The sequence below is a fragment of the Corallococcus sp. CA053C genome, from assembly GCF_003611675.1.
Taxonomy (GTDB): Bacteria; Myxococcota; Myxococcia; order Myxococcales; family Myxococcaceae; genus Corallococcus.
In genome coordinates this window covers 1-12905 of record NZ_RAWA01000285.1, presented here as the reverse complement: position 1 = coordinate 12905, position 12905 = coordinate 1, and the positions used below count along the sequence as shown (strand labels likewise).

Below are 12905 nucleotides of genomic sequence, written 5' to 3'. Positions count from 1 at the left end.
AGAAGACGCTCGCGCAGATGGGGCCGGTGGTGGGGCAGGGCTTCCAGGCCACGCTGCTCATCGACCAGTCGGAGCTCATCCGCGCCAACACCCACGAGGTGTGGATCGCCATCATCTTCGGCGGCCTCGGCGCGCCGTTCAATGGGGATGCGCTCCGTGCGGGCCACGGTGCCGCTGCCCACCGGGGTGGCGTGGCCGGCGACGAGGACGGCCATGCGCTTGGCGTGAGGCAGCCAGGCCGGACTGAAGGCGAGGAAGCGCAGCACGGCGTTGGCGAAGTCGACCTCGTACTCCTCCTGCTCGCGGGCGCGGCGCTCGCGGCCCTGGGCCAGCTTCTTCGCGTAGGCGGGGGTGGCGCGCTCCGAGTCGAGCACGGCGCGGGCGTGGACGATGTGGGCCTCCGGGGCCCACACGCCCCGGGAGAAGAGCTTGCGGCCCACCTTCTCCACCACGGTCCAGGTGGGGCCGGCGGCCTTCACCCGGCGTGTCAGTCCGGCGTCGCCGGGGGGGAGCAGGGCCCAGCCGTCGGGGACGGAGAGGACGCGGCCGTCCTGGGCACGCACACGGCGGGGGTCGGCCGTGGGGCCGACCGTCAAGGAATCAGGCATGGGGGCTTCCGAAGGGGCCGGCTGCATAGCACGACCCTTCGCACCCTGGTAAATGCCCCGGGTGCGCGCCGGGTAGAACGGGGCGCGCGCGCGGAGGCCCCCTCGTCGTGGGAAGCGCTGGCATGTCCCTTCTCAGGCTCACCTTCCTCGGCACCTCCGCCGCGCAGCCCACGCTGCATCGCGGGCTGTCCGGTCTGGCCGTGAAGGCGGACGCGGATCTGCTCCTGTTCGACTGCGGCGAGGGCAGTCAGCGGCAGATGGTCCGCTTCGGCACGGGCTTCACCGTGGACGCGGCGTTCTTCACGCACTTCCACGCCGACCACTACCTGGGGATCATCGGCTTCCTGCGCACACTGGGGATGATGGGCCGCACGGCTCCCATGCACCTGTACGGGCCGCCCCCGGCGCGCCGGCTGCTGCACCAGGCCGTGCACCTGGGGCTGGAGTCCCATGCCTTCCCGGTGGAGATCCACGAGTTGAAGGACGGGGACGTGGTGCGCCGCGGCGGCTACGCGGTGCACGCGGTGGGCGTGGACCACCGCATCAACGCGCTGGGGTACGTGCTCGCGGAGGACGGCCGGCCGGGGCGCTTCGACCTGGCCGCGGCGCGGGCGCTGGGCGTGCCGGAGGGGCCCTCCTTCGGGAAGCTGCAGAAGGGCGAAGCGGTGACGCTGCCGGATGGGCGCGTGGTGAAGCCGGAGGACGTGCTGGGCGAGGCGCGCGCGGGGCGGCGGCTGGTGATTTCAGGCGACACGCGGCCGTGCGCCTCGCTGGTGCAGGCGTCGAAGGACGCGGACCTGCTGGTGCACGAGTCCACCTTCTCCGACGACGAGCAGGAGCGCGCGGTGGAGACGCGGCACTCCACCGCGCGGGAGGCGGGTCAGGTGGCGCAGTCCGCGGGCGCGCGGCGGCTCATCCTCACCCACCTGTCCAGCCGCCACGACACCGACCCCGGCAAGCTGCTCACGCAGGCGCGCGAGGCGTTCAAGGGGCCGGTGGAGGTGGCCTTCGACGGCCTCACCGTGGAGCTGCCGCTGCGCGACTGACTTGAAGTCGCGCAGGCGGCGCTCACGCGCGGCGGACTTCAGCCGGCCTTGACCGCTTCGGCCTTGAGGGCGGTGGCGGCGTCGGGGTCCACCTTCTGGAGCAGCTCCCACTCCAGCGCCGTGTCACGGACCATCTGGGAGCTGTTGGCCTTGGGCTCGGTCTCCATCGGGTCCGACGTGCGGCCGTCGGTGTTGGCGGCGCCGCGGGACTCGGAGCGCTCCTGGCGACGGTACTCCACGGCGCTCTGGCCGGGGCCGCGCTCGTAGCCGCGCACCAGGTAGCGCGCGTAGGAGGTGCCCAGGGAGGACGCGGCGCTCGTCTGGAGCCACTCCGTCTGCGCCTCGAAGCCCTCCGTGCCCTTCATCATGGAGAAGCCCCTGTCCTTCAGCAGGGCGAGGGCCTCCGGCCACACCTCCACGATGGGCTTGCGGTAGACATGGCCCTGGGCCTTGTCCTCCAGGAACTGCTGCTGACGGCGCGCGGCGCACCCGGTGAACGCGAGGGCGAGGGCGGAAACCACGAGCAGCGCCGCGGCGCGGGACGACGACTTCAAGGGGTTCATGCTTCGGACTCCGTGGGAATGAAGACGACTCCCGAACATCGCCCGGCGCGGGGCTTCCCGCCAAGCTCCTGGAGGCCTGGGGCGAAAGTGCCCCTCAATCCGCAACCATCATTTCGCGCGGCTTTCGTGGCCCCCGGCGTCCGGCGCCGCACATCCGCGTGAACAGGGGTGTCCGCGGGCCTGAAGGGGGCGCCATGCTGGCGGGCGGACATGATCCCCATCAGCGACGACAACCCGACCCTCCGCACCCCGGTGATGACGTACCTGCTCCTGGCGACCCTGGGGCTCGTCTGGGTGTTCTTCCAGGGCGCGGGCTTCAACGTGGTGGCGCTGGCCTCCAGCATCTGTGACCTGGGGCTGGTGCCGGGAGAGCTCACCGGCCGCGCGCCGCTGGGGCTGGCGGTGCCGCTGGGCGACAACATCGCGTGTGTCGTGGACAACGAGTCCATCAACCGCGTGACGCCGCTCACCTCCATGTTCCTGCACGGCAGCTGGGGGCACCTCCTGGGCAACGTGCTGTTCTTCTGGGTCTTCGGCAACAACATCGAGGACAGCATGGGGCGGCTGCGCTTCCTCGTGTTCTACCTGGTGTGCGGACTGGTCGCGGCGGCGGCGCACGTGGCGGTGGACCCCACGTCGCCAGTGCCCACGGTGGGCGCGTCGGGGGCCATCGCGGGCGTGTTGGGCGCGTACCTGGTGCTCTACCCGCGCGTGCGCGTGAACATGCTGTTCATCTTCTTCATCTTCATCCGCACCATCCCCGTCCCGGCCTGGGGCGTGCTGCTGTGGTGGTTCGTGCTCCAGGTCATCACCGGCCTGCCGCAGCTGATGACGCTGCGGCCGGAGGTGTCCGGCGGCGTGGCGGTGTGGGCGCACATCGGCGGGTTCGTGGCGGGCATGGTGCTCATCAAGCTGTTCGAGAACCCGCGCTACACGTCCCAGCGCACGACGTGGCGGCACCGGATGCACCCGGACCATCCCTGATCAACGCGCAGCGAAGCCTCTTCGTCCGGCGGGCGGGGAGGCAGGCGCCCGGCGGCCGGGGGTGCCGACGCGAGTCATCGCCCCGACATTGGGGGGTGATGTTCTTCGCGTCATGAGGAGGCGGACATGGAGGCGGACAACCAGTCGGGCGGGCTCCGCGTTCCGGTCCCCCTGGAGGCCCGGCGCAAGCGGGTGCTCATCCTGGGCGGCGGCTTCGCGGGGGTGTACGCGGCGCTGCACCTGGAGCGGCGATTGGGGCGCCGGGATGACGTGGAGGTGACCATCGTCAGCCGCGACAACTACTTCCTCTTCACGCCCATGCTCCACGAGGTGGCGGCGAGCGACCTCAACGCGAGCGCCATCGTCACCTCGCTGCGCAAGCTGCTGCCGCACCTGTCGTTCGTGGAGGGCGACCTCACCGGGTTGGACCTTCAATCCAAGACAGCCACGGTGGCGCACGGTGGACTGGACGGCCACAGCCACACGCTGACGTATGACCATGCGGTGCTGGCCATGGGCTCGGAGACGAACTTCTTCGGCAAGTCCGGGCCGCGCGACTACACGCTGACGATGAAGACGCTGGGCGACGCGATGCTGCTGCGCAACTGCCTCATCGACCGGCTGGAGGAGGCGGACGCGGACTGCATGACGGCGGGCGGCCGCAGCCACGTCGTCACCTTCGTGGTGGTGGGGGGCGGCTTCGCGGGCGTGGAGACCGCGGGCGCCATCAACGACTTCATCCACGGCGCCCTGCCCTTCTACCCGAACATCCAGCACGCCAACGTGCGCGTGATGCTGGTGCACGGCGGCAAGGAGGTGCTGCCGGAGCTGGGCGAGGACCTGGGCGCGTACACGCGCAAGAAGCTCATCGAGCACGGCGTGGAGGTGCGCACCGGCATCCACGTGCAGGACGTGACGGAGGCCGGCGTGGTGCTGCCGGACGGCACGCTGGTGCCCACGAAGACGGTGGTGTGGGCCGCGGGCGTCACGCCGCCGTCGCTGCTGGCGTCACTGCCGTGTGAGAAGGAGCGCGGGCGCCTCAAGGTGAACGAGCGCATGGAGGTGCCCGGCTTCCCGGGGGTGTGGGCGCTGGGCGACTGCGCGTCGGTGCCGGACCTCACCAACGGCGGCAAGCCCTGCCCTCCCACCGCGCAGCACGCGCTGCGCCAGGGCGAGGTGGTGGCGCGCAACGTGTGCGCGGCGTTGAAGGGCCGGCCGGGCAAGGCGTTCCGCTACAAGATGCTGGGGCAGTTGGCTGCCATTGGCCGGCGCTCAGGCGTGGCGCGCATCCTGGGGCTGAAGTTCTCCGGGACCTTCGCGTGGTTCCTGTGGCGCAGCATCTACCTGGCGAAGCTGCCCCGGCTGGAGACGAAGGTGCGCGTGGCGATGGAGTGGACGCTGGACGTGCTCTTCCGCAAGGACGTGGTGCAGCTCATCGGCCCGAGGGAGCTGGATCAGCTCACGCTCCCGTCGTTCCCCCTGACCAGCCGGACGCAGGTGCGGCAGGTGCAGGGGCTCCAGCCGCAATCACAGCACTAGCGGTTCAGTGGCGGCAGGTGGGCGAGCAGCCGCTCCAGGTCGGGCTGGAGCTCGTCCGGCGTGGCGAGGGCCAGCTCCTCCGGGGAGTGGGTGCCCCAGGTGACGGCGTAGGTGCGCAGGCCCGCGGCCTGGCCCGCGTGCAGGTCCAACGTGGTGTCTCCCACCATCCACAGCCCCCCGGTGCCCAGCGCCGCGAGCGCGCGGTGGAGCACGTCCGGCGCGGGCTTGTGCGGGAAGCCGTCCGTGCCCTGCACGTGATGCAGCAGGTCCCCCATCCCCAGCGCGTCCACGAAGCGGCGCGCCATGTCGCTGCGCTTGGTGGTGGCGACGGCCAAGAGATACCCCCGCTCGCGCAGGGTCCGCAGCACGCGCTCCACGCCAGGGAAGGGGCGCGAGTGGTTGAGGAAGTTGAGCGGGTAGTGCTCGCGGTAGGTCGTGCAGAGGAGGGGTACGTGGTCGGGCGCGAACCGGCTGTACATCACGTCCAGCGGCTGGCCGATGAGGGCCCGCACCTCCGCGATGGAGGGCACCGGCAGGCCCAGGTGCGCGAAGCCGTGGAGGAAGCTGGCGATGATGTCCGGCAGTGAATCCACCAGCGTGCCGTCGAGGTCGAAGAGGATGCCGCGGGGGCCGACTGTGCTCACGCGCCGTTCCATATGCGGTTGAAGGCCCCGGTGCACGCATTGTCCGTCACCGCCCGATATGTTCACGCCCGTCCGGCGTTGTCCCTGCCGGGAAGGGGGAGGCGCCACACCCGGCGCACAGGGACCCGTCCCAGGAGCGCCGCGATGCGACGCGAGACACGAGGCACGCCCCTACCGTCCACGGATGGCTTCTGGGTCGCCTCCGAGGTGCCCGGACTGGAGCTGCACCGGGCGGCGTACACGCGCTGGACCTTTCCCAAGCACTCCCATGACGCATTCTCCCTGTGCGCCTACGACGCCGGCGCGCACGCACTGCACCTGCAGGGGCAGCGGGTGGTGGCCACGAAGGGCAGCCTCCTGGCCATCCCTCCCGGGGAGATGCACGAGGGCCGCGCCGCGGATGCGAGCATCGGGTGGGCCTACCGCATCCTCTACATCCCGCCCCCGCTGCTCACCCGCGCGGCCGAGGAGGTGGGCGCACCCGTGGGCACCCTGCCCGGCTTCGCCTCGCCGGTGTTCCAGGACGGCGCGCTGCTGGAGGGCTTCACCGCCACGTTCGACGCGCTGAAGGACGGCGCGGCTTCAGCGCTGGAGCGGGAGGAGCGGCTGCTGCGGTTGCTGGTGGTGTTGCTGCGGCGACACTCGGCCCTGACGCAGCGGGGACGGCGGGTGGCCGCGTGCACGCCGGGCGTGCGGCGGGCGCGGGAGCTGCTGGAGGCGGACCCCACGCGCAACATCACGCTGGACGCGCTTGCCCGCGTCGCGGGGCTCAGCCCCTGGCACCTGGTGCGCGCGTTCCACCGTCAGATTGGACAGACGCCCCAGGTGTACCAACGGGCCCTCCGGTTGCGCCGCGCGCAGGTATTGCTGGCCGGGACGCTGCCCATGGCGGAGGTGGCGCTCGCCTGCGGCTTCACGGATCAGAGTCACCTCATCAAGCACTTCGGCCGTGTGCTGGGGGTGACACCAGGCGCCTACCGGGCCGCGGCGCGCGCGGGGGACGGACAGCGCAAGCGCGTACAATCCAGGGGGCCCGCGCCTCTCTAGTCTGGAATCTTCTCGCAACAGGAGGATCCCATCATGAAAGGCAACCTCATCGCGGTCTCGTTGCTCACCGGATGGCTCGCGGGCTGCGCGCCGGAAGCGTCCCCGTCCCCGTCCCCGTCCCCGGACGAATTGACGGAGTCCACGACCGCGCTGCACGCGGATCAGGATGAAGCGGCGTTGGGAGCACGGGGGGCCGTGGTCCTCCCGCCCCAGGCCCGCGTCTTCGGCCGGCCCATCACCGCGTGGGCGAAGGAGTGGTACCGCTGGCACTTCCGCGTGCCGGCGGACCGCAGCCCCATGCTGCACCTGGAGCAGGACTGCGGCGAGGAGCAGGACGGCCCGGTCTTCTTCGTGCCCGTCTATGACCTGGACACCACGTTCCAGCGCACCTGCCGCGTCCCGAAGAACCGGCCCGTGCTGGTGCCCCTGTGGGTGCTCATCAATGACTACCCCTGCCCTGATCCGTCCTTCGAACCGGCGCCGGGCCAGACGCTGGAGGACTTCCTGCGGCAGGGCGCCCTCGACTTCAACAACGGGATCCAGGACCTCGTGGTCACCCTGGACGGCCGGCGCATCGACCCGAGCCGCCACCGCCACACCAGCGGCCTCTTCACCTTCGACGGCGACCCCAGCCTCGTGGGGCAGATCCCCGACCCGTGCCTCATTGGTGGCGAGCAGCCCGGCGTGACGGATGGCTGGTGGTTGATGCTCCAGCTCGCACCCGGCGAGCACGTGGTGAACGTGAAGGCCCTGGCGCCCTTCGGTGCCCCCATCGACTACACGTACACGCTGCGCGTGGGGCACTGAGTCACGGCTCCCCCTGCCGCAAGACTGGCCGCCACAGGGCGCCTGCGTCAGAGTGCCGCGCGCGAGCGATGCCCCGGGCTGGTGCCCGGGGTCGGATTGCCAGGAGCGGGTGCGCGGATGATGCGAAGACGTCTCGGTCAGGCCTTGGGGGCGCTGCTCCTGTTGGTGGGCGCGGCGAGCTGTTCCCGCCGGGTGCCGGAAGCGACTGCCGCGGAGCAGGCCGTCTCCGGCGCGCCCACGGTGTACGTGGCGAAGCGGATCCGCACGCTGGATCCCGCGCGCCCCATGGCCCAGGCGCTCGCCGTGCGGGACGGACAGGTGCTCGCGGTGGGCAGCCGTGAAGAGGTGCTCGCGGCGGCCGGCCCCACCGCGCGCGTGGTGGACCTGGGCGACGCGACGGTGGTGCCGGGCCTCACGGATTCGCACGGCCACCTGGCGGGGCTGGGCCAGGCGCTCGCGGGGGTGCGGCTGGAGGGCACCACGTCCCTGGACGAGGTCCGCAAGCGGCTGGAGGAGGCGCCGCCCACGGCCTACCAGGGTGACTGGCTGGTGGGTCAGGGCTGGGACCAGAACGACTGGGCGGAGAAGCGCTTCCCCACCGCCCGCGACATGGGTGAGCGCCTCCAGTCCAAGCCGGTGGTGCTGGGCCGCGTGGATGGGCACGCGGTGTGGCTCAACACCGAAGCGCTGCGGCGCGCGAAGATCACCAAGGACACGCCGAATCCTTCCGGCGGCATCATCATGCGCAACCCGGATGGCACGCCCAGCGGCGTTCTCATCGACAACGCCATGGACCTGATGAACGGCGTGATTCCCCCGCCCACGGACGCGCAGCACGCGGCGCGGCTCACCGCGGCGCTGGAGCACTGCGCGCGCGTGGGGCTCACCGGCGTGCACGACGCGGGCATGGACCTGCGCACCTTCCGGCTCCTGCAGCAGTGGGACAAGGACGGCAAGCTCGCCCTGCGCATCTACGCCATGGCGGACGGGCAGACGGCGGACCGCGAGCAGTACCTGAAGGACGGCCCCTTCCAGGGGAAGCTGCTGACGATGCGCGCGGTGAAGCTGCTCACGGACGGCGCGCTGGGCAGCCGGGGCGCGGCGCTGCACACAGCCTACAGCGACGAGCCCGGCCAGCAGGGCCTGCTCGTGCTGACGCCGGAGGAGTACGCGAAGCGCGTGCATGCCTTCATCGGCCGCGGCTTCCAGGTGGCCACGCATGCGATTGGCGACCGCGCCAACACGCTGGTGCTGGACACGCTGCTGCGCGAGATGGAGGCCACCGGGAAGAAGGACGGCCGCCACCGCGTGGAGCACGCGCAGGTGATGCGTGCGGAGGACATCGCCCGGCTGGGCGCGAATGGCTTCGTGGCGAGCGTGCAGCCCACGCACGCCACCAGCGACATGCCCTGGGCGCAGGATCGCCTGGGCCCGGAGCGCGTCCAGGGCGCCTACGCGTGGCAGAAGCTGAAGGCCGCGGGCGCGGTGCTGGCGCTGGGCAGTGACTTCCCGGTGGAGCGGCCGGACGTGCTCGCGGGGCTGTACGCGGCGCGCACGCGACAGGACGCCAGCGGTCAGCCTCCGGGCGGGTGGCAGCCCGACCAGCGCCTGAGCGGCGAGGAGGCGCTGGAGGGCTTCACGGTGGGCGCGGCCTACGCGTCGTTCGCGGAGGACAAGCGCGGCCGGCTGAAGCCCGGCCAGGACGCGGACTTCGTGGCGCTGTCGGTGGACCCGGTGGACGGGCCCGCCACGGACCTGCTCACCGCGCAGGTGCGCCTGACGGTGGTGGCGGGCCGCGAGGTGTTCCGCGCGGCCGCGCCGTAGCGGACCTCCATACGAGTGCGGGGCCTACAGCTCCGTCTCGTAGCTGAGCGACTGGATGCGCTGGTTGACGTCCGCCTGCAGGCGGGCGCGCTCCTGCACCAGTCGCTCCAGCTCCCGCGCGATGGTCTCCAGCCGGTCTTCCTGCGCGTTGAGCTTGGTGACAAAGCGCTCCACCAGCTCCCGCTGCGATGCGCCGCTCTTGAGCGAGTCGATGTTCGAGCGGATCCGCTCCTGGTCCTTGAAGACCTGGTCGCGCTCCTCGGACAGCCGCTGGGTGTCGCGGTCGAGCTGGGACAGCTTCTCGCGCAGGGCCACCACCTCGCGCAGCGCCTTGGCGACGCGCGCGTCGATGAAGCGCGAGTCGAGGAAGAACGCCACCTCGTCCAACCCCAGATGGCCGATGTGGTACTGGCGCACGCCCCGGGTGCGCTCGGTGACGACGAGGGTGTCGGAGGCGCCCGGGGCCAGCTCGCGCTTGAAGCGCCAGAAGCCGTCCGTGGTCTCCGTGGGGGCGGGCGCGTCCTTCATCAGCTCCCAACCGGTGCGCGGGTGCTCCACGTAGAGCGTCTGCGGGCGCTTCGCCTTGTTGCGCACGGCGTACTTCGCGCGGCGCTGGTGGAAGAACTCGACGACGAGGGTGCCGTGGTTGAGCCGCGCGCGGAACACCGGCCCTTCGTCCTGGCCATCCTCCACGGACACGGAGCAGGAGAGCTCCACGGCGTAGGGGACGAAGCGCACGTCGTCGGGCTTGAGGGTGTCGAGCATCGCCTCGCCCACGTAGGTCTCGTCCTCGGTGACGGTGACGGGGCCGCCCTCCAGCGTGAGGCCGGTGGTGTTCTTGAACTCGATGCACGCCATGGGGTTCTTCTCACGCGTGGCGCGGTTGTAGAGCAGCACGCGGCGGCCCTCGAAGGGGCGGTGCAGGATGGGGACGAGCGCGCTCTGGTTGCGGTGCACCGTCACGGGGCGGTCCACGCCGTACTCGAAGAGGTCGCCCACCTCCCGGGTCACGGTCTTCACCGCGGTGCTCTGCTCCAGCGTCTCGCGCATGATGCGCGCGCCTCCGCCGCCACCGACGCTCCTGCTGCGGAAGGCCGGAGCCGGGGCCGCCATGGGCATCATGCTGGCGCTGGGGGCCGCGCCAGCGCTGCCGAAGTCGCCGTCATCCGCGACCTCCGATACGGAGTCGTACGACGCTTCGGCCAGGGCCTCTTCGGGAATCACGGGCGCGACGCCGGTCTCCGAGCGCACCTCCACGACGGGGCGTCGCAGGTAGCGGGGGTTGTAGAGGTCATGGATGAAGGACACGGGGAGGCCGGCGATGAGCGACAGCTCCACGTCCACCCAGTCCTCGTCGCCGGTGTTGTCCACGAGCGCCCAGCCCTGGAGGAGGGGCGGCTGGGCTTCATCCAGGAGGATGCGGTAGCTGGTCTTCCACACGGGGGACTCGAGCACGTAGCTGACGAACAGCTCGCGCGTGCCCTCTCCGGCGGTGAGGATGGACAGCCGCTTGGAGTCCTTCTTGTACGAGGACATGACGGTGGCCAGGTAGAACTCCAGGTCCTTGCGCACGGCCTCGTCGAGGAACTCCAGCTCGCCCAGCTCCAGCACGTCGAAGGTGCGCAGGGCGCCGCCGAGCAGCAGCGTGAGGAAGGGGCGGATGACGCTCGCCTCGCCCTGGACGACGGGGAAGGACTCCATGCCGACGATGACACCCTCCACCTGGCCACCGCCGATGCGCGCACGGACGCGGGCGCCCTTCACCTGGCCGAGCAGCGCGGTGAGGCTGCCGTGTTCGGGGATGCGGATGGTGGCTTCGGAGAGGAGCTGTTCGAGGGGCTTGGTGGAGTCGTAGCTCACGGCGGAGACGGAGCCGCCGGACAGGTCCAGCACGGTCATGGACTTGAGGACGTCGTTCATGTCGCGCGCCTTGAAGTCCAGGTGCGCGGTCTCGCTGCCCGTCACCTTGCCCCGACGCTCGAAGTAGCCGACGCCGTGTTTGTAGAGGACGACGCGGCGGATGGACAGGGGCGAGGGCATGCGCGACTCCGGGAAGGGGACCGTGGGAGGTCTAGCAGTGCCGGGGTAGGGGCTTCCACTGGGGGTGTGGATGGAAACCCTGGCATGGTCCAGGGTGGGTCCTTCCCGGGGGCTTCATGCGTTGGCTGTCCTGGCTGTTCTTGGCGCTGTGGTGCGGCTGTGCCTCGACGTCGCAGGTCGCGTCGTTTTCTCCCGAGGCCCTCTGGGCGGAGGCGGAAACCGAACAGGAGTGTGAAGACAGTGGGGAGGACGAGTGCCTCGCGCCGCTGTGCACGGACGAGGCCTGCGCGCTGTTCCGGTGCGAGGACCTGGAGCCGGGCCGCGTGGTGCGCACGCGGGCTGCGCTGGCGCCGCCGGTGTTCGTGGCACCCGGGAGCGGGCCGCAGCGCAACTGGGGCAACGTCCAGGAACTTCCGCGCGACGCACGGCCCGTCATGGTGTTCCGCTGGCATCCGCGCGAGAAGCTGCCCAGTGAGGTGAAGCGGCAGCGGGCGATGGAGGAGTGGGCGAAGCGGCCCAAGGAGCGGCATCACATCTTCCCGCAGGCGTTCATCGGGCACTTCATCCAGAAGGGCATCAACGTCCACCAGTACGTGATTGCCATCGATGCCGACCTGCACAAGCGCATCCACCGTGGAGCGAATGGCGGACCGTGGAATCAGGATTGGTGGGACTACATCCGGCTCAGGGGCGCCACCGCGCCGCAAACAGCGCATTTCGATCAAGCCTCGCTGATGATCCAGAAGTATGGGCTCTTCGGTTTGACGATGACCTACTGGCAGCAGGTGGATCTCATGCCGTCCCCCGTGGAGGACTGACGGATGCGCTACTTCGAGTTGGAAGAGCCACGAGACCTTGACTCCGTGGTGTGGAGCGGGACGTACCGTGCTGAGCGCAGGTGGTGCCTGCCGGGCATCACCTGTCCCCGCTGCGATGCGTGGGCCGGCATGTTGGCCTATCCGTCGGTGGATCTGTCCAGCCTGCCGGAGAACGACTCGCTGACGGATGGATGGCCTCAGTCTCCCGAGGAGTCCGCACGACGCGCGGCCCTGGTGCGCCCGTTCGTTCCGCCGGAGCTTCCCATCGAGCCAGGGTGTGACTTCGGTCCGCTGGTGGGAACAGCGCGCGGCCGTTTCGGCCCTGTGACTGTCTGGCCTTCCTGGCAGGTCCTCGTACGGGAGGACGCGCGCGACCTGCTTCAGGGCGCGGGACTGCAAGGCATCATCCCGGTTCGGGCGGAGCTGCGGAACCGTCGCACGAAGGAGCTGCCCCTCTACGAGTTGGAAGCACGGCCCCTGGCGAAGCTGCATCCCGCATGCATCTACGACCGAGAACCCACCTGCCCGTTCTGCGGGCGCCACGGCTTCACGCTGCCGCCCAAGCGCTGGCTTCTGGGCGAGTCCGTGCCCACGGGACTGGACCTCTTCGGCGTGGAGGAGACGACCCGCATCGTCGTCTCCGAGCGCTTCGTCGACACCGTGAACCGGCTGGGCCCCAGTGATGTGGTCTACCGGGAGATCACGGTGGGGTAGCGCCGTCCCCCTGTCGAGAACAACACGTTGCCCCCGCACGCGGATTCGCAGTCTGCGCTGGTCACGCCCCGGGCCCGGTGTATCAAGCGGCCTGCGAAGGGGCGCATCCGTGACGCCCCTCCCGAGGCCCACCGCATGCGACGCACCCGTTCCCCTTCCTCCTCCCGGTCCCTCCTGCTGTGCGCCGCGCTCGTCCTGGGCGCGGGCGCTGGCTGTGAGAGCGTGAAGCCCCGCGCCACGCCGCCCGCGGATGGCACCACCGCCATCGCGC

General features: G+C 70.7%; 12 protein-coding genes. 8 read left to right on the top strand and 4 right to left on the bottom strand.

Annotated elements, in window-relative coordinates; genetic code table 11:
* The coding region (locus D7V97_RS29765; RefSeq protein ID WP_233583308.1) for a hypothetical protein at positions 1 to 608 on the bottom strand (608 nt) is incomplete at its 3' end.
* Positions 609 to 730: 122 nt separating this feature from the next.
* Here D7V97_RS29765 and rnz point away from each other — a divergent pair.
* Positions 731 to 1654 (top strand): ribonuclease Z, encoded by a 924-nt coding sequence (gene rnz, locus D7V97_RS29760; RefSeq protein ID WP_120614017.1) that lies wholly within the window; start codon positions 731 to 733, stop codon positions 1652 to 1654.
* A gap of 38 nt (positions 1655 to 1692) precedes the next feature.
* On the opposite strand, the gene D7V97_RS29755 is transcribed toward rnz, so the two are convergent.
* Entirely contained in the window at positions 1693 to 2217 is a 525-nt protein-coding gene (locus tag D7V97_RS29755; protein ID WP_120614016.1) for a hypothetical protein, read from the bottom strand.
* 210 nt (positions 2218 to 2427) lie between these two features.
* On the opposite strand from D7V97_RS29755, the gene D7V97_RS29750 reads away from it, so the two are divergent.
* Together D7V97_RS29750 and D7V97_RS29745 are read left to right on the top strand one after the other, a co-directional pair.
* A complete protein-coding gene (locus D7V97_RS29750) occupies positions 2428 to 3201 on the top strand; it encodes a rhomboid family intramembrane serine protease (RefSeq protein ID WP_120614015.1) in 774 nt (257 codons plus the stop codon).
* 126 nt (positions 3202 to 3327) lie between these two features.
* Positions 3328 to 4740, top strand: coding sequence for an NAD(P)/FAD-dependent oxidoreductase (locus D7V97_RS29745; RefSeq protein WP_120614014.1), 1413 nt, complete (start codon positions 3328 to 3330; stop codon positions 4738 to 4740).
* On the opposite strand, the gene D7V97_RS29740 is transcribed toward D7V97_RS29745, so the two are convergent.
* Entirely contained in the window at positions 4737 to 5396 is a 660-nt protein-coding gene (locus D7V97_RS29740; protein ID WP_120614013.1) for an HAD family hydrolase, read from the bottom strand. The genes D7V97_RS29745 and D7V97_RS29740 overlap by 4 nt on opposite strands.
* Positions 5397 to 5528: 132 nt before the next feature.
* On the opposite strand from D7V97_RS29740, the gene D7V97_RS29735 reads away from it, so the two are divergent.
* The 3 genes from D7V97_RS29735 (at position 5529) to D7V97_RS29725 (ending at position 9062) form a co-directional block, all read left to right on the top strand.
* Positions 5529 to 6431, top strand: a complete 903-nt coding sequence (locus D7V97_RS29735; protein ID WP_158623484.1) for an AraC family transcriptional regulator — start codon at positions 5529 to 5531, stop codon at positions 6429 to 6431.
* A 33-nt stretch (positions 6432 to 6464) separates the two neighbouring features.
* On the top strand, positions 6465 to 7238 hold the full coding sequence (locus D7V97_RS29730; RefSeq protein ID WP_120614011.1) for a hypothetical protein: 774 nt from the start codon (positions 6465 to 6467) through the stop codon (positions 7236 to 7238).
* Positions 7239 to 7358: 120 nt separating this feature from the next.
* Positions 7359 to 9062, top strand: coding sequence for an amidohydrolase (locus tag D7V97_RS29725; RefSeq protein ID WP_120614018.1), 1704 nt, complete (start codon positions 7359 to 7361; stop codon positions 9060 to 9062).
* A gap of 24 nt (positions 9063 to 9086) precedes the next feature.
* On the opposite strand, the gene D7V97_RS29720 is transcribed toward D7V97_RS29725, so the two are convergent.
* Positions 9087 to 11102 (bottom strand): hypothetical protein, encoded by a 2016-nt coding sequence (locus D7V97_RS29720; protein WP_120614010.1) that lies wholly within the window; start codon positions 11100 to 11102, stop codon positions 9087 to 9089.
* A gap of 116 nt (positions 11103 to 11218) precedes the next feature.
* Here D7V97_RS29720 and D7V97_RS29715 point away from each other — a divergent pair, with 116 nt between their 5' ends.
* The gene (locus tag D7V97_RS29715) at positions 11219 to 11920 is read left to right on the top strand and encodes a TIGR02269 family lipoprotein (RefSeq protein WP_120614009.1); all 702 of its coding nucleotides are present in this window, start codon (positions 11219 to 11221) and stop codon (positions 11918 to 11920) included.
* Positions 11921 to 11923: 3 nt separating this feature from the next.
* Complete coding sequence (locus tag D7V97_RS29710; protein WP_120614008.1) at positions 11924 to 12634, top strand: double-CXXCG motif protein; 711 nt, start codon at positions 11924 to 11926, stop codon at positions 12632 to 12634.
* The last annotated feature ends 271 nt before the right edge of the window (positions 12635 to 12905 follow it).

What these genes read in the sequence shown, in the direction of transcription:
- D7V97_RS29725 (WP_120614018.1), top strand. Translation starts at nt 7,359, where the DNA reads ATGCGAAGACGTCTCGGTCAGGCCTTGGGGGCGCTGCTCCTGTTGGTG.
- D7V97_RS29750 (WP_120614015.1), top strand. Translation starts at nt 2,428, where the DNA reads ATGATCCCCATCAGCGACGACAACCCGACCCTCCGCACCCCGGTGATG.
- D7V97_RS29745 (WP_120614014.1), top strand. Translation starts at nt 3,328, where the DNA reads ATGGAGGCGGACAACCAGTCGGGCGGGCTCCGCGTTCCGGTCCCCCTG.
- D7V97_RS29720 (WP_120614010.1), bottom strand. Translation starts at nt 11,102, where the DNA reads ATGCCCTCGCCCCTGTCCATCCGCCGCGTCGTCCTCTACAAACACGGC.
- D7V97_RS29740 (WP_120614013.1), bottom strand. Translation starts at nt 5,396, where the DNA reads ATGGAACGGCGCGTGAGCACAGTCGGCCCCCGCGGCATCCTCTTCGAC.
- D7V97_RS29735 (WP_158623484.1), top strand. Translation starts at nt 5,529, where the DNA reads ATGCGACGCGAGACACGAGGCACGCCCCTACCGTCCACGGATGGCTTC.
- rnz (WP_120614017.1), top strand. Translation starts at nt 731, where the DNA reads ATGTCCCTTCTCAGGCTCACCTTCCTCGGCACCTCCGCCGCGCAGCCC.
- D7V97_RS29755 (WP_120614016.1), bottom strand. Translation starts at nt 2,217, where the DNA reads ATGAACCCCTTGAAGTCGTCGTCCCGCGCCGCGGCGCTGCTCGTGGTT.
- D7V97_RS29715 (WP_120614009.1), top strand. Translation starts at nt 11,219, where the DNA reads ATGCGTTGGCTGTCCTGGCTGTTCTTGGCGCTGTGGTGCGGCTGTGCC.
- D7V97_RS29710 (WP_120614008.1), top strand. Translation starts at nt 11,924, where the DNA reads ATGCGCTACTTCGAGTTGGAAGAGCCACGAGACCTTGACTCCGTGGTG.
- D7V97_RS29730 (WP_120614011.1), top strand. Translation starts at nt 6,465, where the DNA reads ATGAAAGGCAACCTCATCGCGGTCTCGTTGCTCACCGGATGGCTCGCG.